The following is a 25,433-nucleotide window of genomic DNA, read 5'->3' on the forward strand; positions in this document are numbered from 1 at the left end:
CCGGCCAGGGTATTTGCGTATGTCGCGGGCGGCGAGCCGCAGGGCGACTCGCCAGCCCCCGACATACCCTCCGGGGCCTCCTGACCCCCGGAGGGAGTGACCTGATGTGCGCTCCCCCGAGCTGCTCACGTCAGACCACCCGGCTCAACAGCGACTCGGGTGTGGACGCGTCGCCGGTCGTGTCGACGACCACGCCGTCGCGCAGGAAGATCACCCGGTCGGCCCACGCCGCATGTCGTGACTCGTGGGTCACGAGCAGCCCGGCAGCTCCGTCGTCGCACTGGTCGCGCAAGGTGCGCAGCACGGCTTCGCCGGTCGTCGAGTCGAGTGCTCCGGTGGGCTCGTCCGCGAGCACGAGGCGCCGATCACCGACGAGCGCACGGGCGATGGCCGCCCGTTGCTGCTGGCCTCCCGACAGCTGCTCCGGGAAACGGTCGGCGAGGTCGAGGATGCCGACCTTGCCGAGCGCGTCCCGCGCTGCCGTGCGCGATTTACGAACGCTCACGCCGTCCAATTCCAGGGGAAGAGAGACGTTTTCGATCGCGGTCAGCGACGGGATGAGGTTGAGGTCCTGGAAGACGAAGCCCATCGTGCGCCGTCGTACTCTGTCCAACCCGGCGCGCGAGAGTGTCGCGAGGTCGGCACCGTCCACCGACACTCTGCCGGCCGTCGGAGCGTCGAGCCCGCCGGCAATGTTCAGCAGCGTCGATTTGCCCGAACCGCTCGGGCCCATCACCGCGACGAGCTCACCGGCGTTGACCGTCAGGCTCACGCCACGCAGCGCATGCACTGCCGTCTCTCCCGTGCCGTGAGTTCGCTCGACTTCGTCGAGAAGGAGAGTCGGCTGCTTCGTCATCGGCGCGCCCCCTCACGCGCTCCAGCGCTCCCCGCGGTGGCGACGGGCGCCGTCCGCGAGGCTTTCGCCGTCGTAGGGGTTAGGCGGCTGATCCTCGCTTCCACGTGGTCCAGCCAGCGCACCTCTGCCTCGTCGGCGAAGATGAGCGACTCCAACACCAGCTCCCAGGCGAGGTCCTCGCCGTCGGCGCCGCGCTTCAATCGAGTGAGGTCGCGCAGGTGCGTCATGGTCGCGGTGCGCTGGGTCTGCACGATCCGTTGCACGTCGACACCGGGCAGCGTTACCGCGAGCGCCAGCTTGATCGCGAGCTCGTTGCGTGGCGTCTGCTCACGGCCGACCGGGACGGTCCACCACTGTTGCACCTCATCGCGTCCTGCGTCGGTGAGCTGGTACGCGATGCGGCCGTCCTCGTCGGCCGCACCGGTGCTCTCGACGAGTCCGTCGCGCTCCAACCGACCGAGGGTCGTGTAGACCTGCCCGACGTTGAGCGGCCATGTGCCTCCGGTGCGGTGCTCGAACTCCTGGCGCAGCTGGGCGCCATACATCGCGCCGCCCTGGAGCAGTGCGAGCAGACTGTGTTTGATCGACATACGAACCATCCCCCGATCAGATATACCCGGTATTCACCGTGGTCAGAGTATGTATACCGAGTATGTCTAGAGTTGGCAAGCATGTCGCGCCCTCGCCACCCAAACACGCGGACTGCCCGTCCAGCCGTAAGTTCCGACAGTCGCAAACGAATCGACCCGCAACCACACGGCGACGACCCCATGGTCCTAGAATTACGCGGGTGTTGTTTTCCGGCCGAGACCCGCTTTCGCGCACGTATCGATGACTGCATATGAAGGACGACACCGACCGAACCCCGCGCGACCGCAAGGGCGGCATCGTGCCACCACGACCAAGAGTCACCAGCTGCGCCGGCTCGCAGTCCCGACGGGGGTAGCAGTCGCGGCGACGGTGGGCGGCGCTGCTGTCGCAGGGATCGCGCCAATGCCGTTCGGCAGCCGATCGCTGGCGATCGATCCGGGCCCGCAGGAAATTTCGGCCAGCACCCTCAAGGCGAACGCCGCGAAGCCGACGCCGATCATCACCCCTGATCGCTCGCTGCCGGGTGCCGCATCGCGCGACCGAGCGATCGAGCGGCCCCGTGCGACGGCGACCGCGAAGGCGACCCCCAAGAAGTCACCCACCACGAAGGCGACGCCGAAAAAGTCGAAACCCCCGGTGAAACCTCAGAATCCGTGGACCTGCGCAGTGGCCGACTGCGCCGCGCCGCTGACGTCAGGGTTCGGAGCCCGAGTGTCACCCGAGGGCATCGGATCGACCTACCACGAGGGTGACGACTTCGCCGTCGCTTGGGGAACGCCGCTGCGTGCGATGCACGAGGGCACCGTCGTCGCTACGGGCTGGGACCCGGGCCTCGGCAACCACGTCACGATCGACTACGGCGACGGCGTGCAGAGCGTTTATGGCCACATGTCATCGATCAGCGTCCGGCCCGGCCAGTGGCTCGCGCGCGGGCAGTCGGTCGGCTACTCCGGCGACACCGGCCACTCGACCGGACCGCATCTGCACCTCGAGATCCACCTCGGCGGCGTGCCGATCAACCCCGCACCCTGGCTGCAGGCGCACGGGATCTTCTAACCGTGCCGGCCGAAGGACGGACAAACAACATCAAAAGCTTTGACACGCAGACGAGGAACGAGTCTGTGTGTCAAAGCTTTTCGACTGGGGCGTAACGCAGCAGGAGCCGCTTGACCCCGGTGTCACCGCCGAAGTCGATGTGCGCCATCGAGCGATCGCCCTGGCCTTCGACGCGTATGACGGAGCCCAGCCCGAACGTGTCGTGCGTGACCTTGTCGCCCGCAACGAGCGCGATGATCGGACGGTTGCCGGGGCTGCGCACACCCGGCTTCGACGCCAACCGGGCGACCGCCGGAGTCGACGACGGGCGCGATCCCGTCGTGGTGACGCGCTGCCAGTCGACCAGCCCCGAGGGGATCTCGTCGAGGAACCGCGATGGCGGGTTGTACTGCGGCGCACCCCACGCGGACCGGACCTCGGCTCGCGACAGGTGCAGCCGCTCGCGGGCGCGGGTGATGCCGACATACGCCAGCCGTCGCTCCTCCTCGAGCTCCTTGGGGTCGCCGAGGGCCCGCAGGTGGGGGAAGGTGCCGTCCTCCATGCCGGTCAGGAACACGACCGGGAACTCCAGGCCCTTGGCCGTGTGCAGCGTCATCAGCGTGACGACGCCGTTGTCCTCACCCTCCTCGTCCGGGATCTCGTCCGTGTCGGCGACCAGCGACACCTGCTCCAGGAAGTCCTCGAGCGACCCGCCGGGGTAGTTTTCGTCGAATTCCCTTGCCACCGCGATGAGTTCGGCGAGGTTCTCGACGCGCGTCTCGTCCTGTGGGTCGGGACTGCGGCGCAACTCGGAGAGGTATCCGCTCTGGTCGAGGATGGCCTCCAGCAGGTCCCCCACACCATGGTCGTCGGACTGGTGCACCTCGCTCAGCGACTCGAGCAGCGCGGTGAAGCCATTGATGCAGGTCACCGAACGCGTAGCAATGCCAGGTGCATCCGCGGCGCGGCCGAGTGCCGCGACGAACGGGATGCGCTCCCGATCGGCCAGCGCGGACACGCACGCTTCGGCGCGGTCACCGATGCCCCGCTTGGGGACGTTGAGGATGCGGCGCAGATTGACCGTGTCCAGCGGATTGGACACCACGCGCAGGTAGGCGAGCGCGTCCTTGACCTCGCGCCGCTCGTAGAAGCGCGTGCCGCCGACCACCTTGTAGGGCAGCCCGACTCGGACGAAAACCTCTTCCAGCGCACGGGATTGGGCGTTGGTCCGATAGAAGACCGCGACGTCCTTCGGCTTGACGCCCTGCTCGTCACCGAGCAGGTCGATGGTGCGAGCGACGAAGGCAGCCTCGTCGTGCTCGGAGTCACCGACATACCCGACGATCGGTGCGCCGGCGCCGGACTCGGACCAGAGGTTCTTCGGCCGGCGGCCCTCGTTCTTGGCGATGACGGCGTTGGCGGCCTGCAGGATGTTCTGGGTGGAGCGGTAATTCTGCTCCAGCAGGATGGTGTGCGCCTGCGGGTAGTCCTGCTCGAACTCCACGATGTTGCGGATCGTGGCACCACGGAAGGCGTAGATCGACTGGTCGGCGTCACCCACCACGCACAGCTCCGCGGGTGGCACCTCGCCGAGCGCGGCATCCGAAACCTGATGGCCGACAAGCTCTTTCACCAGGGCGTACTGCGCGTGGTTGGTGTCCTGGTATTCGTCGACCAGCACGTGCCGGAAGCGCCGGCGGTAGTGCTCCGCGACGTCCGGGAAGACCCGCAGGATGTTGACCGTCGTCATGATCAGGTCGTCGAAGTCGAGTGCGTTGGCCTGCCGCAGGCGCCGTTGGTATGACGAATAGGCCTCGGCCAGCATCCGCTCCTGATGGGTGCCTTCGACGACCTGCGAGGCGTAGGTCTCCTCGTCGACCAGCTCGTTCTTGAGGTTGCTGACCTGGTGGCTGAACGACCGTGGCGGGAACCGCTTCGGGTCCAGGTCGAGATCACGCATGACCAGCGCCATCATCCGCTGGCTGTCGGCGGCGTCATAAATGGAGAAGGTCGACTTCAGGCCGACCTTGCTCGCCTCACGACGCAGGATCCGCACACACGCCGAGTGGAAGGTCGAAACCCACATCGACCGGGCGACGGGACCGACCAGTGCCTCGACGCGCTCGCGCATCTCGGCGGCGGCCTTGTTGGTGAAGGTGATGGCCAGGATCTGCCCGGGCTGCACGTGCCGGGCCGCCATGAGGTGTGCGATGCGATGGGTGAGCACCCGGGTCTTGCCCGAACCGGCGCCCGCCACGATCAGCAACGGCGGCCCCTCGTGCAGCACCGCTTCCCGCTGCTGCGGATTCAGCCCCGCGACCAGGCTCTCGGGGTCGGCGACCGACGGTCGCGCGGCCGGTTTCGCGCTCTGCGGAGCTTCCTTGCCGAGGCTTGCCCAGGTCGGCACTCCGCGCTCATCGACGTCCGTCGGCGCCTTGGTGGGCACCGTCGCCGATGCGGCATCAGCTGGGAATCCGGGCAGGGGAAGGTCGTCGAAAAGGCTGCTCATGTCGTGCGCAAGCCTACTTGGCGACACTGACGACGATTCCGACCCCGGTGGGGACCAGTTGGTCTCGATACACCTCCCCCGCTTCGCTCCTCCGGCACCCTTCGAGACGCGGCTCGTCCCTCACCGCTCCTCAGGGCACCGCTCGACCCGCATTCATTTCGAGGGCAGGCTGCGCGCGAAGTCGAGCCCGCGGTCGACCCATTCGGCCAGTTGCTCGTCATCGAGGTGGCCCTCGTCGATGCGCAGCCAGCCGTTCATCGCCCGGCCGCCCATCACCATCCGGGAGACGCCGTCGCGCAGCAGCAACGTCTCGGAGTCCTCGGGGGCGACCCGCGCCATCAGCCCGCCGTTCCTCGACGCGGCAACGGCCATGTGCCCACCAGTCAGGAATGCCACTCCCCCGAACATCCGCTTGTCGGTCACGTCCAGCTCTCCGACGAGTAGCTCGCGGATCCGCTCGACGAGCTCTCCGTCATACGCCATGGAACCGATTGTGCCCGCCCGCACCGACAACCGCGACGGCTCAGCTCTCGGCGTGAACGGTGGCCAGCTCGGCGGGGCACACGGCGCCGGCGGCTGCTGCTGCAGCCCGGCGCGCCGCACGGACCGCGAGGACCGCCGCGGTGAGGACGAGTGCGACGTCGAGCACGCCGTACCCGACCAGCGTGGGACGCAGCCCCCAGTCCTGCGCGGCGAGGCCGGCGACGACCGCCGGGATGCTGAATGCCGTGTAGCCGAGCACGTAGGTCGCGGCGAAGGTCTGCGCACGGTTGCTCGCCGGCGTGACGGCACCGATGGCTGCGACCGCCGCCTGGAAGGTCACCCCGAAGCCGACGCCTGCGACCATCGAGCCGAGGACGTAGACGACGCTCGAGGAGAGCAGCACGCCGATGATCGTGACGACGACTCCGCTGCCCAGCGATGCAAGCCCGAGTGTGCGTCGGACGGGTTGCGGCACTGGGCGAATCACCAGCAATACCAGACCTGCCGGCGCGAAGAAGCTGGCCAGCACCAGCCCGACGACGAAGTGGTCGGTGACGCCGAGCAGTCGCGAGACGGCGGACGATCCGAGCGACAGGTAGAGACCACCGAGTGCCCAGGTCGCGGAGATCGCCGGCGCCCAGGCCACGAAGGTCGACCTGGCCTCCGGGGCAACCCCCACACTCGGCCGTATGGCGCTTCGTATGACGCGCGCGTCCGGACGGCGACGCGACTCCTCGGGAGCGAACACCGCTGCTGCCGCGAGCACCACGTAGGACGCGAGCAGGACCCAGAAGACCAGCTGCCGAGGCGCCGGAGCATGCTGCACGAGGCCGCCGGCGAGGGCCGCACCGAGCGCGAGACCGATCCCGGGCGCGCCTCCGGTCACGACGGAGCCAACGTGCGAGCTGGGCTGCAGGTCGAGGATCAGTGCACTGACCGCGCCGGTGATCGCGCCGGTCGCCACGCCCTGCACGATGCGCGCGACGAGCAACGTGCCGACGCCGTCAGCGTTGGCGAAGATCACCATCGCCGCGGCGAGCAGCAGCAGGCCGCCGACCAGCATCGGTCGGCGGCCGATGTGATCCGCCAGCGAGCCGATGGTCAGCAGGGTGCCCAGCAGCGCCACGACATACACGGCGAAGACCACCGTGAGCGTGAATGACGAGAAGCCCCACAGCTGTTGGTAGACGGGATAGAGCGGGGACGGCGCCGCGGCGCCGACCATCAAGCCGGTCATTGCGAGACCGGCGACAGCGAACCCGACGGGCCCGGACAAGCGGAACGACATACCCACCTCGTTAAATGCAAACATCATTGCTTTAGGTGAGCAGCGTACGCCGCACTCGCGTTAATGCCAAGCGCACTGCAATAATGGCACGTATGTCGACGAAGTCCACTCAGGTGTCCGCACACCCGTCCACCCAGGAGTCCGAAGCGTCCACACCCGTGAAGCGCCGTCCGGGTGGCCGCAGCGCGCGCGTGCAGGACGCTGTCTACAGCGCGGTCGGCAAGCTGATGGCGACGCAGCGCCCGGATCAGATCACCATCCCGATCGTCGCCGAACTCGCCGAGGTCAACCCGACGAGCGTCTACCGGCGCTGGGGTGACATCGACTCGCTGCTCGAAGAGGTCGCCGTCGCGGCGTTCACGCGCGAGGACGAGGTCCTGCCCGACACCGGGTCGCTGGAAGGCGACCTGCGCGAGTGGGCGCGTGTCATCACCGACGACATCGTGCGCCCGCATCGCACCCGCTACCTGCGCGCGATGGTCAACGCGCGCGACGGAGTCATGCTCGACGCGTGCCCCTGTTGGACCGCCCGTCGCGAGCAGCTCGCCGAGATGATCAGCCGCGCGCACACTCGGGGTGAACACACGCCGGGCGTCGAGCAGGTGCTCGACCACGTGATCGCCCCGCTCTACCACCACGTCGTCTTCGCGATGCCCATCGATGACGACTATGCCGAGCGCCTGGTCGGCGACGTGCTGTCGATGCGCTCGAACGCGAAGAGCTGACCGAGTCGTTCGCATGGCGGTGGTCGACGACGTGCTCGCCCTGGGTGACGAGTTGGAGCGGTCGTACGCCGTGCACGTGCGCGGCAGATTGAAGTTCCGGGTCGGTCAGATCGTGTATGTCGCGTTCTCCCTGGACGAGACTGTGATGGGCTTCGGATTCCCCAAGGACGAGCGTGCTGCGCTCGTCGCGAGCGAGCCGGACAAGTTCCAGCTGCCGTCGCCGTCGGACCTGCGCTTCAACTGGGTGGAAGCCCGCCTGGCCGCACTGGACCCGGTCGAAGCGCGCGAGCTCGTCGTCGACGCGTGGCGGATGGTCGTGCCGAAGAAGCTCGCGCGCGCGTACGACCTCACTCATCCGGACGGTCCGGGCTGAACCCGGTGGCGACGCCGACCCGCGCCGTGTGACCATCCAGGGATGGTCGACGAACCTGACGAGCCCCGAATCCGATTGATACAGCCGACTGTTCGGCTTCACCAGGCGTTCCTCGACTGCGCCTTCGAATTCGGGTCGGGTCATCGGGACGGATTCGCGACCGACTCGATCAACGACGATGACCTCGAGGATCCCGAGCGGTTCGCCACCTGGGTGGCAACTCGGGTGTCGTATGCCGACGAGTCGACCGAGTTGCCGCCGGATCGTGTGCACGACACGCTCTCCTGGATCGTCGACGAGCGTGAGCCGACTCGGATCCGCGGCTCCATCTCGCTGCGGCATCGGCTCAACGACTTCCTGCTCAATGTCGGCGGTCACATCGGGTATGGCGTCCGGCCCACCGCTCGCCGGCAAGGCGTCGCCACGGCAGCGCTGGGCCTCGCGCTCGATCAGGCGAAATCGCTTGGCCTGCAACGTGTTCTGATCACCTGCGCCAAGGACAACGTCGCGTCCGCGTGCACCATCGAGCACTGGGGCGGCGACCTCGAGGATGTCCGTGAGACACCGGATCACGGCACGGTCCGGCGCTATTGGATCGAGCTGGCCGGGGTCTGAATTTCGGGTGCCGGTCGGTCCGTCATACCGACGGGCGAGCGACCTTGTATCGCACATCGAGTCGTTGCCCGACCTGCCGCACGTCGACGAGCGACAACCGCTCCGAGGTGATGCGGCGAGGGAGCATCGGGGCGCCGGCGTCGAGTGCGACTGGCACCATCCCGAGGCAGATCTCGTCCAATGCGCCGGCGTCGTCGAACGCTCCGACGAGCTCCCCACCGCCGAGCAGCCACACCTTGCGGTCGCCCGCGGATGCGCTCACCTCGTCGAGGTGGTCGGCGACCTCTCCGGCGACGAAGCGGATGTCCGCGCCGGGGATGGTCGGCAGGTTGCGGTGCGTGAAGACCCAGGTGGGCCGGTCGCCATACCAGTCGTGCCACTTGTCGGGCTGCTCCAGCACCTGCTCGTGCTCGAGCACCCACGAATAGGTGGTCGCTCCCATCACGAGCGCGCCGACGCTGTCGATGTAGTCCGGGATCGCCGAGTCGTCCTCGAGGGTGGGCACCTCGAACAGCCACTGCAGCGAGTTGTCCGAGTCGGCGATGAAGCCGTTGATGGTGCAGGCCGTGAAATACGAGAACTCGGTCATCCGCAGCACGCTAGCTGCGGCCACCGACACTCACCGAGTGTGATCGACGACCACAGCCGCGTGGTCGCTCCACCTCTCGGCGTATGACGCCGCACGGCCGATCTCGTGCCGCTCGACCCGTGCGGCGAGCGACGGTGAGTCGAGCACGTAGTCGATCCGCCAGCCGCTGTCGTTGTCGAAGGCCTTCCCGCGCCAAGACCACCAGGTGTAGGGGCCGTCGACGTCACCTGCTCGGTCTCGGACGACGTCGATCCAGCCTGCCTCGAACCAGGACGTGAGGTGCTTCTGCTCCTTGGGGAGGAATCCGGACTTACCGCGGTTTCCCTTCCAGTTCTTCAGGTCTCGCGTGGTGTGGCAGATGTTGAAGTCGCCGGTCACCACGGCGTCGTGGTCGATCAGTTGCGCCATACGACCGCCCATGGCTTCGAGGAAGGCGAACTTCTCGTCCTGCTTCGGCGTGTCCGCCTCGCCGGTGTGGACGTATGCCGACACGACCATCGTGCGCCGCCCGCCCATCTCGATGACCGCCTCGATCCAGCGGCCGTCATCGGCGAATCCCGGCAGCCCGTGGGCGGTTTCGAGGATCGGGTGCTTACTGAGCACCGCCACACCGGCACGCCCGGCCGCTGCTGCCGGCGCGTGCGCGACGTGCCATGACTCGAAGACCGTGCCTTCGAGTGCCTTGGCCAACTGCGTCTCCGAAGCCCGAACCTCCTGCAGCGCCAGCACATCTGCATCCTGCGCGGCCAGCCAGTCGAGGCCGCCCCTGCGGACGGTTGCTCGGATGCCGTTCACGTTCGCCGAAATAACTCGCACGCGGCCGACTCTCTCATCCGCGAAGGACATCCGGTCGCGCCGCCCTCATCGTGAGCAGCTCTCATGGGCAGCGGCCTGTCGCTCACGGAGCGTCCTGATCGCCCCTGCCGTCGTGTGCGTCGGGGGCGTCTTCGTCTGGTCGCGTAGCGGCTTGTCCCGGTGGTGTGCCGGTTTGCTCTGCTCGGGTGTCGGGCCAGGTGATTTCCATCAGCCATCGCTCCAGTGCTGATCGTGTGGGTGGGGGCATCCCCGGTGGTGCGGGTGGGTAACTGTGCACGGTGAATCCGGCAGATTCGGTGGTCGTCTGGCTGCCGTCGCCGGTGACCTGCCGGTCGGGGTGCTCCTTGATGTAGTTGCACCGGGCGCACAGCCCTTCACCGTTGCGCTCACTTGTTGCGCCGCCGGTGGCGTGGGAACGGATGTGGTCGGTATGCCGCACGGGTGCCCCGCACCACGGGGTCCGGCACACCTGATCCCGCAACAGAATCAACAACGCCAGCAAGCCGGGGTAGCGGCGGGCCTTGGACTCCATCCCGACGATGTCCCCCGTCCCCGGATACGTGAACAACCGACGCACCAACGGACCGGTCGGGTCACCGCGGGTGAACCATTCCCGGACCAGGTCAGCCGGCACCGGCCCGTAGCCGGGCACATGTCCCGGCGTATCCCCGGCCAGCGTGTCCAGCGGCATCAACAGATTCACACTCACGTTCGTGGGATCGGACCGGCGGCGACCGGCGACCCGCTCCACCAGGGTGTCGGCCATCACCCGGGCGCGCGAGAAGGCTGCGCCCTTCGAGGTGGCGCCGGCTTTCGGGCCCGATGCGTCGTCCGCGGCGGCTTTGGCTTCGTCGGCGGCGTCGTTGAGTGCGGCCATACAGGCCAGGGCGTCCTTGACCGGTAGGAACGCGGTCAGGTACGCCATACAGTCCGGTGCCGGCCGCACCGTCACCCGCCGGCCCGATTCGGCCCTCACCCGGCGAGCCCGGACCGCGTCGGGCTCGGCCCGGTACGCATGCTCCCGCGCCGACGAGATCAGCCGTGAAGCGGCGACCTGCCCCAACTGGTCCGCGATCGCCGCATCGACCGCGGCACGACCGTCCCCGGACAAGCCCGCGGTCTCGCGGACCAGGCGGGTGGCGTCCCACTCGGAGATGACCCCGGCCGCGAGTGCGGTCAGCGTGTGCGGCATGTCCGCGGTCAACACTCTCGCGACGTTCAGGAAGACCGATCCCGCGTGCGGGGTGCCCCGCCGGGCGAACCCGACATCCGCACCCACCTTCCGCGACGTCACCGTCTCCTCAACACCCCGCGGAACATCACACGCCCGCTGCGCCTCGGTGGCGGCCACGACCGCCCGGGCCTGCCGGGCACTGATCGCGTTACGCAACTCTTCCAGGGCCCGCACTTCAGCCCACGGGTTACCGGTGGTGATCGGGGCGTCGAGTCGGTCGTGGAACGCGCGGACCGCGGACGCATCAAGGACACCCACCGGGGTGCCTGTCGCGTGTCGCAGTGTGTCGTCCATGTGTTCGAGTATTTCACGAATCATGCTGGAACACAATGGTTTTCGTGATTGAGTGTTATCCACATCCCCCTCCAACGACGGCTCCTCGATTGAGGGATGTGGATAAGTCCTGGGGTTTCGATACGGCCTCCTCCGCTGCGCTCCCCCGCCCTACCCTTCGATACGCCGCTCGTCCCTCACGGCTACTCAGGGCGGCGCTCAACCCGCAGGGTTGGCCGCGCTCGACGCGCGAGGCCGGGGTTTCGATACGGCCTCCTCCGCTGCGCTCCCCCGCCCTACTCAACCCGCGAACGGCTGCGCTCCCCCGCCCTACCCTTCGATACGCCGCTCGTTCCTCACGGCTACTCAGGGCGGCGCTCAACCCGCAGCGTTGGCGACTTGGCCGCGGGCTCAGCCCATCCACAAGACCTACTCGCGACCGGCACGAAGGCCGGCGAACGATCAATGACCCAACCGAACGAGAAGGCGCCCCCTGGCGTCGGGTGCGTCGTCGGGCCGGGCCTATGCAGTGAGCGGAGCGCCAGCGGAGCGAACGGAGTGAGACCGGCACGGCGGCGCAGCCGACGCCCCCACAGCACACGCCATACGCCAGCCGGCGACGCAGCCGACGCCCGCTCGCACCTCACAGGCTCCTCAGGGTGCGGAAGCGAGCGTGATTGGATCGGACACATGGTTCCGGACGCACACCTGCGACACCTCTTCGACGCTCGCTTGGCCGAGGCCCAGCGCGTCAGCCGCGCACCGTCCGCAACGGCTGCCGTGATCGGTGACGGAGAAGTCGCGTGGGCCGGCGCAACGGGCCACATCACCGGCCGGGTAAGCGGCGAAAAAGCAACCACCGCAACGCAATACCGGATCGGATCGATCACGAAGTCGTTCACGGCGGTGCTCACGCTCCGCCTCGTCGACGACCGCCTGATCGAGCTCACCGACCCGGTCGCCAAGCACCTCCCGGAGCTGGCCGACAAGATCCCCGGGGTCCGAGTCAGCGAATTGCTCACACACGGCGCCGGGCTGCCGGCCGAGACCGAGGGCGCCTGGTGGGAGCGCAGCCCCGGCCGCACCTGGGAGGAACTGCAGTCCAGCATCCGCCCGCTCCACCGCCCGGGACGCCGGTTCCATTACAGCAACGTCGGTTTCGCGGTTGCCGGCGAACTCGTTGCTCGCCTGCGCAACAGCACCTGGTGGGACAGCCTGCGCGCGGAAGTCCTGCAGCCGCTCGACCTCGACGACACCACCTACGCGCCCACCGAGAACGCGGCGCCCGGCCTCGCCATACATCCGTATGCCGACCTGCTGCACGACGAGCCCGCCACCGACACCAAGGCCATGGCACCGGCCGGCCAGCTCTGGTCCACCGTGCACGACCTCGCGGCCTTCGCGAGATTCCTGGCGTATGGCGACGAGCGCGTCCTCTCCGACGACCTGCGCCGAGAGATGCAGATCCCGGCGCTGATCAACGACGACCCCGGCACGGCATACACCCGGGCGTACGGCTTCGGGCTCGACATCGTCAACTCCGGCGGACAGCGCTTCATCGGACATGGCGGCTCGATGCCCGGCTACCAGTCGTCGCTGCGGATCGACCCGGAGACCGGTGACGGCATCGTGCAGCTGGTCAACAGCACCGCCGGGCTCTCGCTCGACACCCTCGGCATGGTGCGCACATTGCGCGAGCACTCCCCGCGTAGCGCCGCCGATTGGGCCGCCGAAGCGCCGGCGCCGGACGTCGTGGACCTGGTCGGCACGTGGTTCTGGGGTCCGCGTCCGCATCTGCTCACTGCCGAGGGCAGCCGGCTGCGGCTCGCACCGGTCGAGGGCGGACGCGGCTCACGTTTCGCGCCGGACGACGCGAGCGGACGGACCGGCGGTTGGGTCGGTCTCGACGAGTACTTCGCCGGTGAGCGGCTCACGGTCCACCGCGGCGGCGACGGCGCGCCGGCATACCTCGATCTCGGCAGCTTCCGATTCACCCGCACGCCGTACGATCCTGCAGGGGACATTCCCGGCGGCGTCGGAACAGGCTGGCGCTGACCGACGTTAGGGACTTCGATGGATCACTGGCTGACGACGATCCCGCCCATGGCGGTCTACCTCATCGCGGGCCTCGCCGTCGGCATCGAGAGCCTCGGCGTGCCGATCCCCGGCGAGACGATCCTGGTTGCCGCAGCGATCCTGTCCTCCCGGCACGAGGTGTCCGTCAGCCCGCACGGCATCGCGATCGCGGCCGTCCTCGGCGCGGTCATCGGTGACACCATCGGCTACACCATCGGCCGTCGGTATGGCGAGCGACTCTTCGCCTACCTGGAGCGACGATTCCCGCACCATTTCAGCCGCGACCTGGTCGACTACGCCGAGCACATCTTCAAGCGCTGGGGTATGGCGGCCGTCTTCGTCGGTCGCTTCATCGCGCTGCTGCGCATCTTCGCCGGGCCGCTGTCCGGGTCGCTCAAGATGCACTACCCGCGCTTCCTGCTCGCCAACGCGACGGGCGCGATCTGCTGGGCGGGCGGCACGACCTACCTCGTCTACTACATCGGCACGGCAGCCGAGCAGTACCTCAAGAACTTCTCGTATGTCGCCCTCGGTGTGGCCATCCTCATCGGCCTGCTCGGCTCGACGGTGCTGCGCCGCCGGCTCGAGCGCAATGTGAGGGCGTTCGCCGAGCAGCGCGACCGGGTCGAGGCCGACACGGAGCATTCCGCAACCTGACCGCACGCCCCGATCGCCCTACGCCGCAATCGCGATCAAGCGCACTCCTGCAGCTCGTACGACGCTGAATGCATCAGCAAAGGACGACCCAGGAGGATCCCATGAGCAACACCGATGCACTCCCGATCAGCGACCCGCTGCGGCACACCGCCAAGATCCAGGTGCGGCTCACAGATCTCGCCGAGCACCTGCGCGAGGACGTGCAGAAGGTCGACGAGCCGCGGGCCCAGGCACTCTTCGAGACCGCTGCCGAAGTCCTGCTCGGCCTGCGCAACGCGTTCGTCGACTACGAGAAGGGCGAGGAACCCGCGTGGCAGCGCTCCGCGAGTTGACCGACGAGCCGGTCTCGGCCCGGCGGCAGCCCTTCACCCGCAGCGCTACAACAAACGACGCTGCATCGCCCAGGACGTCAGCTCGTGCCGGGACGACAACTGCAGCTTGCGCAGCACCGAGGACACATGCGTCTCAACGGTTTTCACCGAGATGAACAGCTCCTTGGCGACTTCCTTGTACTGGTAGCCGCGCGCGATCAACCGCATCACCTCACGCTCGCGCGCGGACAACCGGTCGAGCTCCTCGTCGACCTCGGCGATCTCGCCGGCGGTCGCGCCGAACGCGTCGAGCACGAATCCGGCCAGCCGCGGGCTGAAGACCGCGTCGCCGTCCTTGACCCGGTGGATCGCCGAGATGAGATCGGTCGGGCTGATCGTCTTGGTGACGTAGCCGCGAGCGCCGGCCCGGATGACCGAGATGACGTCGTCCGCGGCGTCGGACACCGACAGCGCGAGGAAACGGACCGGCGCGTCGTTCTCCGCCTGCACTCCGGCACAGCCGGTCACGACATCGACACCACCGTTGCCGTTGCCACCGGGCAGATGCACGTCCAGCAGCACCACGTCGGGTCGTTGCTCGCGGATCACCTTGACCGCGGTGTCGACGTCCGGCGCCTCACCGACGATCGTGACGGTGTCGTCCAGTTCGGCCTTGACCCCGGACCGGAACATCCGGTGGTCGTCCACCAACACCACACGCGCCGTCATCGCTGCTCCCTGTCGCTTTTCGTGTCCCTGTCGTCCGCCGCGCCGCTCTCGGCACCGGACGTGGCTGATTCCAATGGCATTCGCAGTCGCACTTCGGTCCCGTCGTCCAGCCGACGCACCTGCGCCTCACCACCGTGCCTCGTCATACGGCCGATGATCGACTCCCGCACGCCGAGTCGGTCCTCGGAGACGGTGTCCGGGTCGAATCCCGGACCATGGTCGCGCACGAAGGCCTCGGCCGCCGCCGGACCCACCTCGAGATAGACCGACACCGGCGGCTCCCCGTGCCGCACGGCGTTGGCCAGCGCCTCGCGCAACGCCCGCAGCAGCGCCTCCTCGCCCTCGCCGAGGGGCCGGTCGCCGGTCGCCACCACGTCGATCGGTATGCCGTGCAACGTCTCGATCTCGCCGGCCGCATCGGTGACCGCGGTCGCGAGTGTGCGGCCACTGGAGGCCTGTTCGGCATACAGCCAGCTGCGCAGTTCGCGTTCCTGAGCGCGGGCGAGCAGTTGCACGGCGCTGGGGTCGTCGGCGCGGCGCTGGATCAGCGCGAGCGTCTGCAGCACGGAGTCGTGCAGGTGCGCGGCGATGTCGGCCTTCTCGGTCGCCCGGATGCGTTCGGTCTGCTCCTTGCGCAGCGTGTCGAAGAAGCGCGCAATGAACGGCGCACCCAGGATCCCCGCACCGAGCAGCACGACGAGACCGCCCACGGTCACGTCCCGCAGCCGCTCGATGCCGCCCCCTTGCGACAGCAGCAGAATGATCCCCATCAGCGCCATGACGACGCCGATGACCGTGCGGATCCGAGTCTCCCGGCGGTCGTGCGCGCTCAGCCACTGGCGCCGTTCGGCGGTGCCGAGGCGCGACCAGACCAGCACCAGGCCGACGCCGATCACGAGCAGCGGAAGCGTCAGCGACAGCCGTGCAACCGACCGGATCGCGCCACTGCCGGCCAGCCCGCCGACCACGAGCACCGGTATGCCGATCAGGAAGAGCCGCCCGCGCGAAATGCCGCTGCCGTCCTTGTCGAACGGTGTGACCAGGGCCGGGCCGTCCGACTGCGGCATCGTCAACCACAGGAACGCGTAGACCGGGACACCGAAGAGGAAGAGGATCGAGACGGCCGTGATCAGCCGCAGGCTGGTCAGCGGCACTCCGAGGTGCCGGCTGACGCCGGCGCAGACACCGGCCAGCACCCGGCCCTCGGTGGGTCGGGCCAGCGGCGGACGCTGCACGCCCTCGACTCCGACCGTCTCGCTCACGACTCCAGTCTTACCCACTTCCCGGCGTACACCGAACGATCCGACCGCTTTTCGGGGATGCCTCAGGGGGTCGTCAGGGTCGACCCGCATGGCAGCGGGCGCCATACGCCGCCATCGTGGTGGGTATGACGCAGCAGACTCACCCGGGCCACCGCCCTCCGCACCAGCAACACGATGCGCTGGACCGGCTCTTCGCCGCGGCACGCCGGCTGGGTGTGGTGCGCGCCAGCAACGAGAAGTGGCTCGGTGGCGTCGCCGCCGGACTGGCCAGGCGGTGGGCGGTCGACCCGCTCATCGTGCGGGCCGGCCTGATCCTGATCACCTGCATCTTCGGGATCGGTCTTCCGGCATACCTGATCGCCTGGACCCTGCTGCCCGACGAGGGCGACGAGATCGTCGCCGAGAAGGCCGTCCGCAACGGGCACCTGCCGTCGATCGCGTTGTGCATCGCCGCGGTCGTGCTGTCCGTCGGCGGGTTCGGTGCGTTCTGGTCGATCGGCTCCGGTTGGGGCCTGAGCGGGCAGGCGCTCGGCCTGGGCCTCATCGCGTGGGCGTTCCTGGCCTGGAACGGGCACGGCCCGGGCGCTCGACGCGACGGGGAATCGACGCACGACTGGACCGGCCGGCTCGCCGACGGGATCCGCACCGACCGCTCGACCACGACCACGCCCACGCCCACGCCGACGCACGACAGCACACCGAGCCCCGGCAACCGCGCAGCTGCCGCCGGTGCGGCTGCCCGCGCGGGCGGCGGCATCGATCTGGGCAAGCCCGATCTGAGCAAGCCCGGCGACAACCAGCCCTACGTGAGCGCCCTGGGCGCGGGCTGGGCGTCGACGGACACAGTTGTACCCACTCGTCCCAAGCGACGTCGCCTGGGCGTCGCGCTCACCTTCGCAATCCTCGGAATCTCTGTGCTGGCAGGCGCTTTCACGGCGTTGGCGCTGGTCGGCACTTCCCACGGCGACAGTGCCCTGCAGTTGGGCCTGGCCGCCGGAGCCGCCGTCGCGGCGCTCGCGCTGGTCATCGGGGGACTGGCGGGGCGCCGCGGCGGCGTACTCGCAGCGCTGGCGACAGTCGCCGCTCTGCTCGCGCTCGCGACGTCGGCGGCTGCACCCAAGGGCATGCCGTGGACCGGAACCGTCGGTGACGAGGCGTGGCGACCGACGTCGGTCGCGGCCGGCACGCAGCACAACTTCGCGATGCGGATCGGCGACGGCCGCCTCGACCTGAGCGGCCTGCGCAGCTCCGACATACCGCGGGACACCACGCTGCACGCGCGGGTCAACGTCGGCCAGTTGACGATCACCCTGCCGGCCGACACCACAGTCCGGGTGAAGGGCTACGCGCACATCGGCCAGCTGGAGGTCGTCCGCGGCCGGGACCGCATCAGCGGCCACGGCGGCATCGATGCCCGCCATACGTTCACCGTCGGTCACGGCGCGAAGGTCATCGACCTCGACGCCAGAGTCGGCGTCGGCAACATCACCATCAAGGAGGCGTCATGAGCGACGACCCGAGCGAGGACACGAACGAAGTGAGGCCCGGAGGGAGGGGAAGAGGCGCGACAGAAAACATGACGATGCAGTCGTACGGCCCGGAAGAGAACCCTGCGGACGACTCGACACAGGAGGTCACCCCCGTGGCGCATCCGACCGAGGAGCTGCCGACCTACCGCAAGGTCGCCGGCTATCCGGAGCCTGCTCCCACGGCGCCGCCGCGGACGTTCGCCTCGACCGGCCAGCTGCCGGTGACCGGTTCACCGGTCACCACTCCCCCTGCGCCCGTCCGGCCGCGTGGCCCGCACCTGCCGACCGTCGTCCGCGGCCTGTTCGTGCTCGTCCTGGTCGCGTTCGTCTTCGTATGGCGCCTGGCCGACGACCCGGACTGGGCCGTCGTCGGCATCACCCTCGGTGTCGCGGCCGGTGTGCTGTTGCTTCTGGCAGCAGCGGTCGGCGCGGTGCTGCACCACTCACGCGGCGACCGTGACTTCGACCGCATGCTGCCCGGACGATGAACGCTCAGCGCGCAGCCGCGTGCTCCTGCGCCCGGACGTACTCCGCGAGTGTCCTGCCGAGCACGTCGTCCCATCCGAGCCCAACGCTCCGCTGCCGCGCTGCCGACGAAAGTCGCTCTCGCATGGTCGGATTCGTGGCGAACTGCGCCAACACCGCGGCGAATTCCGCATCGTCGCGGACCACCATCCCGGTGCGATCGTGCTCGACCAGTGACGCCACCGCGCTCTCGGCCCGGGTGACGACCGGGAGCCCGCAACTCGTGGCCTCCGCGGCCGCGATGCCGAATGCTTCGAGGACGGCCGGCGCGGCATACACGTCGGCTGAGCGGTAGAGATCGCGCAGCGCGGTGGCCGACAGCCGGCCGGGAAGTGCACACCAGGGCGGACGTCGTGCATCGAGTCGACGCCGCAGGGGGCCGTCACCGGCGATCGTCAGCCGGAGGTCGCGCCCACTGATCGCGCGGGCACGTTCCACCAGCTCGACCAGTTGCTGCGGCCGCTTGCGCGACGCCAGTCGCATCGCACTCACCACGTGCAACCCATCACCGGCGGGGCCACTCTCCCCCGCAGACCAGAAGGAGGTGTCGATCCCGTTGGCGATCAACGAGACCGGCGCCATCGCCGCGCGCTCGATCGGAGCAGCGGCGACCGCCGACACGGCCGACAGCGCAACACCCCGTCGCGCCCAGCGAGCCGGATATCCCAGCGCGCGAACCATCGGCTCGGAACGCCCGGTCACGCTGTGCCAGGTGGCCGCCACCGGCAGCGACGCGCTCAGGGCGATCTGGACGCCATCCATCGCGAACGGGCTGATGACACCGAGATGTGCGTGGACAACGTCGAAGTCGCTGTCCACCAACGCTTCTCGCAGTCGGCGACGTGCTGCGGGATTCACGAGGAGCCCGCCGGGCAGCTCGTGGCGCAGCCCCAGCCGGTGCACCACCACCGTCTCGTCGGCAACCGGACCAGGGGTGATGGTGAAGACCTCGACGGCGTGCCCGGCACCGGCGAGGACACGACCCAAACCGTGCACCTGCGCCTCGATGCCACCCAGTCTCGGCGGGTAGCAATCCGACAGCAATGCGATCTTCATCGAGCATCCAGGGTGCCATGCAGCGGCGCATCAAGCTTCCTGTGCCTGTGCTGAATCAACTGGCATGTGCCATCGGCTGCTCTCGACAAAGCTCCATGAGGAAGGATGGACCCGATGTCCCACACCTTGGTGGCGTTTCACGCTCACCCCGACGACGAAGCGCTGCTGACGGCCGGCACCCTGGCCAAGGCGGCCGCTGCCGGACACCGTGTCGTCCTCGTCGTCGCGACCGACGGTGCACTCGGGTTGACGTCCGGGGACTTCCAGGACGACCTCGGCACTCGACGACTGCGCGAGTTGCAGCGCAGCGCCGCCGCCATGGGCGTCGCACGCGTCATACATCTGGGATATGCCGACTCCGGCATGGTCGGTGACGTGCCGCCCGACCCGCCCGGCGGGCGACGGTTCGTGCGCGCCGCCGGCGCCGCCGAACTGCTCGCCGGCATCCTGCGCGAGGAGCACGCCGACGTGCTGATGTCGTATGACGCAGCGGGCGGCTACGGCCACCGCGACCACGTCAAGGTGCACGTGGTCGGTGCGCAGGCCGCGCGCCTGGCGGGGACGCCGCGCGTCGTCGAGGCGACGGTCCCGCGGGAGCTGCTCACGCGGGTGGTGCGGTTGGTGTCGCGACTGCACCGCCTGCCCAGCGATTTCGACCTCGAGGTCTACGAGCGTGCCTTCACACCACGCAGCGCGATCACCCACCGCATCGACGTGCGCGGCCAGATCGCAGCCAAACGGGCCGCGATGCGGGCGCATGCTTCCCAAGCAGCAGCCGACGACGGCGCCGACCGGACGCTCAGTGGGTTTCTGCAGATCCCCCGGCCAATTTATGATGTCGTTTTCGGACGGGAATGGTTTCGCGACCCAGCGCACACCGGCCCGGTCGGTGACGACATCTTTGCGGGGTTGGGATGAAGAGCTCGAAGCGCGCGGCCACGTCCGCGAACGCAGCAGAGCGCTCCGTGCAGATCGACGACATCGTCGCCGGCAACAAGCACGCCACCGACGACGAGGACGGCACACCTCCGGTGATGCCGACGCTCACCCCGCGACTGGTGATCAACGCCCTGCTGGGCATCGCCCTGGCCGCCGTACTCATCGGCGCACTCCCCTGGTTCACCAAGACCACCTGGGGCGAGATCGGACATCACCTCAGCCTCGTCGGTCCGCAGGCGACCCTCGAGTGCATGGGCATCATGCTGCTCGGCCTGGCGGTCTACACGTTCACGCTGTCCGCCGCGCTGCCCGGCCTGTCCCACCTGAGGGCGTCGATCATCAACGTCTCCGGGTCGGCCGTCAGCAACATCCTGCCCGGCGGTGGCGCGGTCGGTATGGCGTCGACCTACATGATGCTGCGGTCGTGGGGCTTCGCCCGCCGCAACATCTCGACCGGCCTGATCGTCAGCGGCATCTGGAACGTCCTCTTCCGGGTCGGCCTGCCGCTGATCGGCATCGCGGCGGTCTCCCGGTCCACCGACACGCTGCCGTCGATCGTCCGCCGCGGCGCATGGTGGGGCGGCGTCATCGGGCTGCTGCTGCTCATCGGCTTCGTCGTCGCGTTGATCCGCCCGACCTGGACGGCCTGGCTGGGCGAGCAACTCGACCAGCGCGTCGGTCCGCTGGTCGGCCGGATGCGTCGCGGTGCCAACAAGGGCAAGCCCTACAACCTCAAGCACCTGCTGCTGGACCAGCGGGCCCGCATCAGCACCGTCACCAAGCACGGCTGGTTCCCGATGTCGTTCGGCGTGATCGGCCAGCTGGCCCTGTGGTTCCTGCTCTTCTGGCGGGTGATGGCCGCGGTCCATGTCGACCTGCCGGTCGCCGACCTGTTCGCGGCATACGCGATCGGACGCCTGATGACGGCGATCCCCTTCACGCCCGGCGGCCTCGGCTTCACCGAGGCCAGCACGGTCGTCATCCTGGTGTTCTGGGGCGCCAACCCGGCGGCCGCCGGCGCGGGCGTCGTGGTCTTCGCGATCTTCACCCACATCGCCGAGATCCCGATCGGCGCACTCGGCTGGCTGGCGTGGTGGGCGATGCCGAAGGTCGGAGTCACCGCCAAAGCGTCCGGCTGACCGTCGTTACGCGACTGTGCGGTCGCCCTTACGCGACCGTCCGGTCGACGGCGATGGACACCCAGCCGACGACGACCGCGAACATCGCACCGAGCAACCCCAGCGTCACGACCGCCAGCGGCAGGTCATGTATGCCGAAGCTGGGTCGCACGCCGATCAGCACGACCGCCAGGCCGGCCAGCACGACGCCCAGAAGTGAGGTGGTGGCGAGCAGTTCGGGATGCCGGCCGCGCGGTGTCCGACGCTGCAGCCCGCCCGCGATCGCGAGCGCGACGGCCGCCCAGCCGAGGCAGACCATCCCGGCCGCGAGGACGTCGCCCGGCCGGTGCCAGTGCGCCGAGACGGTTCCTGCCCCGATGAAGGTGGCGAGCGTCGCCGCTCCGGCGGTCACCAGCGGACGCCACCGGTGGGAAGCGACGATGACTGCCGCCAGCGCCAGTGACAACCCGACCGTGGTGTGGCCACTGGGCAGCGTGTTGGGCGGCGAAACCGAGTGCAGCACATGGTATTTCAGCACCTGCGTGGTGATGTTGGCGCCGGCGATCAGCACGCCTGCGGAGACCGCGACAGCCCAGCGGCGTTGCAGGATGGCGACCACGACGCAGCCCGCGAGGCAGACCGCGACGCTGACGTCGGTGACCAGCCCCAGGATGTCCAGGATCCGTGTCCAGGCTGCCGGTGTCGTTCCGAGGGAGTACATCATCCGCTCGTCGAAGCGGACGCCACGGAGCGAATGGATCGCGTAACGCACCACCATGAACAGGCCGGCGACGGCAGCCGCCGCCATCACGATGGCATGGGCCCAGACCGGCATCCGGCTGTGCCCCGGCGAGCCGGGCGCGGGCTGCAGCGGCTGTCCGTGTCCCTGCCCGTATCCCTGTTCCTGCCGCGCAGGGGCCGACGCCGTCATCATGGAAGCATCCTCCGCGCTGACGGTGTGCGACTCCCGGGCGGCCCTTGTGCGATCCCTGTGCGTCCGACTCACCTCTTCGGTGCGCGAAGTGTTCCCTCTGTCGTGCCTCGGTGGGCGCTTACTCCCACTCGATGGTGCCCGGCGGCTTGCTCGTCACGTCGAGCACCACGCGGTTGACGTCCTCGACCTCGTTGGTGATGCGGTTCGAGATACGGGCCAGCACGTCATACGGCAGGCGGGTCCAGTCGGCGGTCATGGCGTCCTCGGACGAGACCGGGCGCAGCACGATCGGATGACCGTAGGTACGGCCGTCACCCTGGACGCCCACCGAGCGCACGTCGGCCAGCAACACGACCGGGCACTGCCAGATCTCCCGGTCCAGGCCGGCCGCGGTCAGCTCCTCGCGGGCGATCAGGTCGGCCGCGCGCAGGATCTCCAGTCGTTCACGGGTGACCTCGCCGACGATCCGGATGCCCAGGCCCGGCCCCGGGAAGGGCTGGCGCTGCACGATGCCGTCGGGGACCCCGAGCTCGGTGCCGACCTGGCGCACCTCGTCCTTGAAGAGCAGCCGCAGCGGCTCGACGAGGGTGAACTGCAGGTCGTCGGGCAGGCCGCCGACGTTGTGGTGCGACTTGATGTTCGCGGCGCCGGTGCCACCACCGGACTCGACGACGTCCGGGTAGAGCGTGCCCTGGACGAGGAACTTGACCGGGTGCTCCTCATCACCGCGATCGGTGACGATATCGCGGGCGGCCTTCTCGAAGACACGAATGAACTCACGACCGATGATCTTGCGCTTCTGCTCCGGATCGCTCACTCCCGCAAGGGCATTCAGGAACTGGTCGGACGCGTCGACGACGACGAGGTCGACACCGGTGGCGTCGACGAAGTCCTGCTTGACCTGCTCGGCCTCACCGGCGCGCAGCAGCCCGTGGTCGACGAAGACACAGGTCAGCTGGTCGCCGATGGCGCGCTGCACGAGCGCACCCGCGACCGATGAGTCGACGCCGCCGGAGAGGGCGCAGATCGCGCGCGCGTCGCCCACGTGCTCGCGGACTCCCTCCACCAGCTCCTCGACCATCGCCTTGGGCGTCCAGTCGGCCTCCAGACCGGCACCGCGCAGCAGGAAGTTCTCCAGGACGCGCTGGCCGAAGGTCGAGTGCATCACCTCCGGGTGCCACTGGACGCCGTAGAGCCGGCGCTCGTCGTCCTCGACCGCAGCCACTGCGGCGCCGGGCGTGGTAGCCGTGACGCGCAGTCCTTCCGAGGCCCGGGACGCGGAATCGCCGTGGCTCATCCAGACCGACTGCTCCGCGGGCTGGCCGTTGAAGAGTGTGGAGGTCGTGTCGTCGATCTGGGCCTGGGTGGCGCCATACTCCCGCAGCCCGGTGTGCTCCACCGTGCCGCCGAGCGCACGGATCATCGCCTGGAAGCCGTAACAGATGCCGAAGACCGGCACACCGGCCTCGAGCAGAGCCGGGTCGAGGGACGGAGCGCCGTCGGCATAGACAGACGACGGACCGCCGGACAGGACGATCGCGGCAGGGTTCTTGGCCAGGATGTCGTCGGTCGACATCGTGTGCGGCACTACTTCGCTGTAGAGCTGCGCCTCACGCACTCTGCGTGCGATGAGTTGCGCGTATTGGGCGCCGAAGTCGACGACTAGGACGGGCTTTTCGGTGAGCGGCGCTGTCACGCGCGTAATTCTATCGGCCGGACCGGGCCTGCTCGACCAGCGCACTCACGCCGGCGTTCACCTTGCGCTCCAGCCAGAAGGACAGCACCGGCACGAACGCGGTGCAGATGTAGCCCACCATGCGTACGGCTGTCCACCGCAGCTTGGTGCCGAGGTTGAACACCGACGCCATGAATGCCATGAAGAGCAGCCCGTGGATCGGCGACCACCAGGCGAGCGCCTCATTGTCGAAGCCGTAGTGCAGGATCAGCTCGACGCACAGGATCAGCAGCGCGATACCGGCGATCACCGCCATGACACGGAAGAATTTCAGCGCCCCGACCACCTTGCCCAGGTCGTCGGTCGGGCGCAGCTCGCCCGCCGCGGTGGTGAGGACCTGCGTCTCAGACATGGGTTCCTTCGGTCTCGTCAGTGGGTATGGCGGGGGCTTCCCCCGCACGATTGTCGGGCGTGGCTTCGCCGGCGCGTAGCTCGGGGTGTGCTTCCCGGCGCAGCTCACGGAAGTAGATGAACACCGCGAATGCCGCGAAACTCCACCACTGCAGCGCGTATCCGGCGTTGACCAGGCTGAGACCGGTGTTGCCGGGCTGCGGCGGCGGGAAGCTCCGCACGCCGGCGGTGTGCTGCGGCGGCTGCTCGGCCGTGACGAAGACGAAGCCGTTGTAGATGTTGCCGCCCCACCTGGTCAGCAGCGCCGCCAAGTCGACCGAGGTCAGTTGACCGGCCGGGGCGTCGCTCGCCGATGGCGCCTCGCCCGGCGCGAGCGCACCGGTGACGGTCACCGGCCGGGTGCTGGGCGCGGTCGCCTGCGTCGGCTTGGCGACGAAACCACGCACGACCGGGATCCGTGCTCCCGTGCCGTCCACGACGACAGGCGTCACCACCCAGTAGCCATGGGTCCCGTGCAGGATCCGCCCGCTGACCAGCACCTGCCGGGACGGCTCGTAGTGGCCCTTGAACCGCACCGGCTGCAGCGACCCGTCATCGGGGAACTGCTGCTGCGGTCGCAGCACCGAGTTGAGCGCGACCACCGGGCGGGCGCTGTCGTCGTGCATCGACTTCGAGCCACGATCCTGCGCCACGCCCCACTGCCAGAGCCCGGCGATCACGCAACCCATGGCGAAGACGACGGCGAGCGCCAGCAGTCCCAGCATGCGGGGCCGGACGACTGCTCGAAACACCTCCGCAGGATACGTGAGGCGCCTGTGACGACA

26 protein-coding genes are annotated in these 25,433 nt (G+C 68.8%); 11 read left to right on the top strand and 15 right to left on the bottom strand.

Annotation, left to right across the window (positions count from 1 at the left end; genetic code table 11):
- Positions 1–130: 130 nt before the first annotated feature.
- Both VG502_RS11490 and VG502_RS11495 read right to left on the bottom strand, forming a co-directional pair.
- On the bottom strand, positions 131–856 hold the full coding sequence (locus VG502_RS11490) for an ABC transporter ATP-binding protein (protein WP_325550196.1): 726 nt from the start codon (positions 854–856) through the stop codon (positions 131–133).
- A complete protein-coding gene (locus tag VG502_RS11495; RefSeq protein ID WP_325550197.1) occupies positions 853–1,446 on the bottom strand; it encodes a PadR family transcriptional regulator in 594 nt (197 codons plus the stop codon). Before VG502_RS11495 ends, VG502_RS11490 begins: the two co-directional genes overlap by 4 nt.
- A gap of 403 nt (positions 1,447–1,849) precedes the next feature.
- Here VG502_RS11495 and VG502_RS11500 point away from each other — a divergent pair, with 403 nt between their 5' ends.
- Entirely contained in the window at positions 1,850–2,503 is a 654-nt protein-coding gene (locus VG502_RS11500) for a M23 family metallopeptidase (RefSeq protein ID WP_325550198.1), read from the top strand.
- Between the two features lie 70 nt (positions 2,504–2,573).
- Here the strand turns inward: VG502_RS11500 and pcrA are convergent, their stop codons facing one another.
- The 3 genes from pcrA to VG502_RS11515 all read right to left on the bottom strand — a co-directional run bounded on the left by pcrA (position 2,574) and on the right by VG502_RS11515 (position 6,789).
- Positions 2,574–4,991, bottom strand: coding sequence for a DNA helicase PcrA (pcrA, locus tag VG502_RS11505; protein ID WP_325550199.1), 2,418 nt, complete (start codon positions 4,989–4,991; stop codon positions 2,574–2,576).
- Between the two features lie 153 nt (positions 4,992–5,144).
- Positions 5,145–5,474 carry a TfoX/Sxy family protein gene (locus VG502_RS11510; RefSeq protein WP_325550200.1) on the bottom strand — a complete coding sequence of 110 codons (330 nt, stop codon included), beginning with the start codon at positions 5,472–5,474 and terminating at the stop codon, positions 5,145–5,147.
- 40 nt (positions 5,475–5,514) lie between these two features.
- Positions 5,515–6,789, bottom strand: a complete 1,275-nt coding sequence (locus VG502_RS11515) for an MFS transporter (RefSeq protein ID WP_325550201.1) — start codon at positions 6,787–6,789, stop codon at positions 5,515–5,517.
- Positions 6,790–6,854: 65 nt separating this feature from the next.
- On the opposite strand from VG502_RS11515, the gene VG502_RS11520 reads away from it, so the two are divergent.
- The 3 genes from VG502_RS11520 to VG502_RS11530 are packed head-to-tail and all read left to right on the top strand — an operon-like array spanning position 6,855 to position 8,475.
- On the top strand, positions 6,855–7,487 hold the full coding sequence (locus tag VG502_RS11520) for a TetR-like C-terminal domain-containing protein (protein ID WP_325550202.1): 633 nt from the start codon (positions 6,855–6,857) through the stop codon (positions 7,485–7,487).
- Between the two features lie 13 nt (positions 7,488–7,500).
- Positions 7,501–7,860, top strand: coding sequence for an MmcQ/YjbR family DNA-binding protein (locus tag VG502_RS11525; RefSeq protein ID WP_325550203.1), 360 nt, complete (start codon positions 7,501–7,503; stop codon positions 7,858–7,860).
- A 42-nt stretch (positions 7,861–7,902) separates the two neighbouring features.
- Positions 7,903–8,475 carry a GNAT family N-acetyltransferase gene (locus VG502_RS11530; protein WP_325550204.1) on the top strand — a complete coding sequence of 191 codons (573 nt, stop codon included), beginning with the start codon at positions 7,903–7,905 and terminating at the stop codon, positions 8,473–8,475.
- Positions 8,476–8,497: 22 nt separating this feature from the next.
- Here VG502_RS11530 and VG502_RS11535 read toward each other — a convergent pair whose 3' ends face one another.
- The 3 genes from VG502_RS11535 to VG502_RS11545 form a co-directional block, all read right to left on the bottom strand.
- Complete coding sequence (locus tag VG502_RS11535) at positions 8,498–9,064, bottom strand: dihydrofolate reductase family protein (RefSeq protein WP_325550205.1); 567 nt, start codon at positions 9,062–9,064, stop codon at positions 8,498–8,500.
- Positions 9,065–9,094: 30 nt separating this feature from the next.
- The gene (locus VG502_RS11540) at positions 9,095–9,880 is read right to left on the bottom strand and encodes an exodeoxyribonuclease III (RefSeq protein ID WP_325550206.1); all 786 of its coding nucleotides are present in this window, start codon (positions 9,878–9,880) and stop codon (positions 9,095–9,097) included.
- An 82-nt stretch (positions 9,881–9,962) separates the two neighbouring features.
- A complete protein-coding gene (locus VG502_RS11545) occupies positions 9,963–11,408 on the bottom strand; it encodes an HNH endonuclease (protein ID WP_325550207.1) in 1,446 nt (481 codons plus the stop codon).
- A 669-nt stretch (positions 11,409–12,077) separates the two neighbouring features.
- Here VG502_RS11545 and VG502_RS11550 point away from each other — a divergent pair.
- The 3 genes from VG502_RS11550 (at position 12,078) to VG502_RS11560 (ending at position 14,452) form a co-directional block, all read left to right on the top strand.
- Positions 12,078–13,442: a serine hydrolase domain-containing protein gene (locus tag VG502_RS11550; protein WP_325550208.1), complete on the top strand. Its 1,365-nt coding sequence runs from the start codon at positions 12,078–12,080 to the stop codon at positions 13,440–13,442.
- Positions 13,443–13,460: 18 nt separating this feature from the next.
- On the top strand, positions 13,461–14,120 hold the full coding sequence (locus VG502_RS11555) for a DedA family protein (RefSeq protein WP_325550209.1): 660 nt from the start codon (positions 13,461–13,463) through the stop codon (positions 14,118–14,120).
- Positions 14,121–14,221: 101 nt separating this feature from the next.
- Positions 14,222–14,452 carry a hypothetical protein gene (locus VG502_RS11560; RefSeq protein ID WP_325550210.1) on the top strand — a complete coding sequence of 77 codons (231 nt, stop codon included), beginning with the start codon at positions 14,222–14,224 and terminating at the stop codon, positions 14,450–14,452.
- 45 nt (positions 14,453–14,497) lie between these two features.
- Here VG502_RS11560 and VG502_RS11565 read toward each other — a convergent pair whose 3' ends face one another.
- Positions 14,498–15,160 (bottom strand): response regulator transcription factor, encoded by a 663-nt coding sequence (locus tag VG502_RS11565; protein ID WP_325550211.1) that lies wholly within the window; start codon positions 15,158–15,160, stop codon positions 14,498–14,500.
- Positions 15,157–16,422: an ATP-binding protein gene (locus tag VG502_RS11570; RefSeq protein WP_325550212.1), complete on the bottom strand. Its 1,266-nt coding sequence runs from the start codon at positions 16,420–16,422 to the stop codon at positions 15,157–15,159. The genes VG502_RS11565 and VG502_RS11570 overlap by 4 nt, the downstream gene beginning before the upstream one ends.
- 125 nt (positions 16,423–16,547) lie before the next feature.
- Here VG502_RS11570 and VG502_RS11575 point away from each other — a divergent pair, with 125 nt between their 5' ends.
- The gene (locus VG502_RS11575) at positions 16,548–17,930 is read left to right on the top strand and encodes a PspC domain-containing protein (protein ID WP_325550213.1); all 1,383 of its coding nucleotides are present in this window, start codon (positions 16,548–16,550) and stop codon (positions 17,928–17,930) included.
- A 68-nt stretch (positions 17,931–17,998) separates the two neighbouring features.
- The gene (locus tag VG502_RS11580) at positions 17,999–18,439 is read left to right on the top strand and encodes a hypothetical protein (protein ID WP_325550214.1); all 441 of its coding nucleotides are present in this window, start codon (positions 17,999–18,001) and stop codon (positions 18,437–18,439) included.
- 4 nt (positions 18,440–18,443) lie between these two features.
- Here the strand turns inward: VG502_RS11580 and VG502_RS11585 are convergent, their stop codons facing one another.
- Positions 18,444–19,532: a glycosyltransferase family 4 protein gene (locus tag VG502_RS11585; protein WP_325550215.1), complete on the bottom strand. Its 1,089-nt coding sequence runs from the start codon at positions 19,530–19,532 to the stop codon at positions 18,444–18,446.
- Positions 19,533–19,646: 114 nt separating this feature from the next.
- Here VG502_RS11585 and VG502_RS11590 point away from each other — a divergent pair, with 114 nt between their 5' ends.
- Both VG502_RS11590 and VG502_RS11595 read left to right on the top strand, forming a co-directional pair.
- Positions 19,647–20,450: a PIG-L deacetylase family protein gene (locus VG502_RS11590; protein WP_325550216.1), complete on the top strand. Its 804-nt coding sequence runs from the start codon at positions 19,647–19,649 to the stop codon at positions 20,448–20,450.
- Positions 20,447–21,610, top strand: a complete 1,164-nt coding sequence (locus VG502_RS11595) for a lysylphosphatidylglycerol synthase transmembrane domain-containing protein (protein ID WP_325550217.1) — start codon at positions 20,447–20,449, stop codon at positions 21,608–21,610. Before VG502_RS11590 ends, VG502_RS11595 begins: the two co-directional genes overlap by 4 nt.
- 28 nt (positions 21,611–21,638) lie before the next feature.
- On the opposite strand, the gene VG502_RS11600 is transcribed toward VG502_RS11595, so the two are convergent.
- From VG502_RS11600 to VG502_RS11615, 4 genes are all read right to left on the bottom strand, one after another.
- Entirely contained in the window at positions 21,639–22,523 is an 885-nt protein-coding gene (locus VG502_RS11600; protein ID WP_325550218.1) for a phosphatase PAP2 family protein, read from the bottom strand.
- 118 nt (positions 22,524–22,641) lie between these two features.
- Positions 22,642–24,219 carry a glutamine-hydrolyzing GMP synthase gene (gene guaA, locus VG502_RS11605; RefSeq protein WP_325550219.1) on the bottom strand — a complete coding sequence of 526 codons (1,578 nt, stop codon included), beginning with the start codon at positions 24,217–24,219 and terminating at the stop codon, positions 22,642–22,644.
- A 10-nt stretch (positions 24,220–24,229) separates the two neighbouring features.
- Positions 24,230–24,610, bottom strand: a complete 381-nt coding sequence (locus VG502_RS11610; protein WP_325550220.1) for a DUF3817 domain-containing protein — start codon at positions 24,608–24,610, stop codon at positions 24,230–24,232.
- Positions 24,603–25,400: an SURF1 family protein gene (locus tag VG502_RS11615; RefSeq protein ID WP_325550221.1), complete on the bottom strand. Its 798-nt coding sequence runs from the start codon at positions 25,398–25,400 to the stop codon at positions 24,603–24,605. The genes VG502_RS11610 and VG502_RS11615 overlap by 8 nt, the downstream gene beginning before the upstream one ends.
- Positions 25,401–25,433 lie beyond the last annotated feature (33 nt).

The sequence above is a fragment of the Flexivirga sp. genome, from assembly GCF_035551235.1.
In the GTDB taxonomy this organism is placed as follows: domain Bacteria; phylum Actinomycetota; class Actinomycetes; order Actinomycetales; family Dermatophilaceae; genus Flexivirga.

What these genes read in the sequence shown, in the direction of transcription:
- VG502_RS11490 (WP_325550196.1), bottom strand. Translation starts at nt 856, where the DNA reads ATGACGAAGCAGCCGACTCTCCTTCTCGACGAAGTCGAGCGAACTCAC.
- VG502_RS11495 (WP_325550197.1), bottom strand. Translation starts at nt 1,446, where the DNA reads ATGTCGATCAAACACAGTCTGCTCGCACTGCTCCAGGGCGGCGCGATG.
- VG502_RS11500 (WP_325550198.1), top strand. Translation starts at nt 1,850, where the DNA reads ATGCCGTTCGGCAGCCGATCGCTGGCGATCGATCCGGGCCCGCAGGAA.
- pcrA (WP_325550199.1), bottom strand. Translation starts at nt 4,991, where the DNA reads ATGAGCAGCCTTTTCGACGACCTTCCCCTGCCCGGATTCCCAGCTGAT.
- VG502_RS11510 (WP_325550200.1), bottom strand. Translation starts at nt 5,474, where the DNA reads ATGGCGTATGACGGAGAGCTCGTCGAGCGGATCCGCGAGCTACTCGTC.
- VG502_RS11515 (WP_325550201.1), bottom strand. Translation starts at nt 6,789, where the DNA reads ATGATGTTTGCATTTAACGAGGTGGGTATGTCGTTCCGCTTGTCCGGG.
- VG502_RS11520 (WP_325550202.1), top strand. Translation starts at nt 6,855, where the DNA reads ATGTCGACGAAGTCCACTCAGGTGTCCGCACACCCGTCCACCCAGGAG.
- VG502_RS11525 (WP_325550203.1), top strand. Translation starts at nt 7,501, where the DNA reads ATGGCGGTGGTCGACGACGTGCTCGCCCTGGGTGACGAGTTGGAGCGG.
- VG502_RS11530 (WP_325550204.1), top strand. Translation starts at nt 7,903, where the DNA reads ATGGTCGACGAACCTGACGAGCCCCGAATCCGATTGATACAGCCGACT.
- VG502_RS11535 (WP_325550205.1), bottom strand. Translation starts at nt 9,064, where the DNA reads ATGACCGAGTTCTCGTATTTCACGGCCTGCACCATCAACGGCTTCATC.
- VG502_RS11545 (WP_325550207.1), bottom strand. Translation starts at nt 11,408, where the DNA reads ATGGACGACACACTGCGACACGCGACAGGCACCCCGGTGGGTGTCCTT.
- VG502_RS11550 (WP_325550208.1), top strand. Translation starts at nt 12,078, where the DNA reads ATGGTTCCGGACGCACACCTGCGACACCTCTTCGACGCTCGCTTGGCC.
- VG502_RS11555 (WP_325550209.1), top strand. Translation starts at nt 13,461, where the DNA reads ATGGATCACTGGCTGACGACGATCCCGCCCATGGCGGTCTACCTCATC.
- VG502_RS11560 (WP_325550210.1), top strand. Translation starts at nt 14,222, where the DNA reads ATGAGCAACACCGATGCACTCCCGATCAGCGACCCGCTGCGGCACACC.
- VG502_RS11565 (WP_325550211.1), bottom strand. Translation starts at nt 15,160, where the DNA reads ATGACGGCGCGTGTGGTGTTGGTGGACGACCACCGGATGTTCCGGTCC.
- VG502_RS11575 (WP_325550213.1), top strand. Translation starts at nt 16,548, where the DNA reads ATGACGCAGCAGACTCACCCGGGCCACCGCCCTCCGCACCAGCAACAC.
- VG502_RS11580 (WP_325550214.1), top strand. Translation starts at nt 17,999, where the DNA reads ATGACGATGCAGTCGTACGGCCCGGAAGAGAACCCTGCGGACGACTCG.
- VG502_RS11585 (WP_325550215.1), bottom strand. Translation starts at nt 19,532, where the DNA reads ATGAAGATCGCATTGCTGTCGGATTGCTACCCGCCGAGACTGGGTGGC.
- VG502_RS11590 (WP_325550216.1), top strand. Translation starts at nt 19,647, where the DNA reads ATGTCCCACACCTTGGTGGCGTTTCACGCTCACCCCGACGACGAAGCG.
- VG502_RS11595 (WP_325550217.1), top strand. Translation starts at nt 20,447, where the DNA reads ATGAAGAGCTCGAAGCGCGCGGCCACGTCCGCGAACGCAGCAGAGCGC.
- VG502_RS11600 (WP_325550218.1), bottom strand. Translation starts at nt 22,523, where the DNA reads ATGATGACGGCGTCGGCCCCTGCGCGGCAGGAACAGGGATACGGGCAG.
- VG502_RS11610 (WP_325550220.1), bottom strand. Translation starts at nt 24,610, where the DNA reads ATGTCTGAGACGCAGGTCCTCACCACCGCGGCGGGCGAGCTGCGCCCG.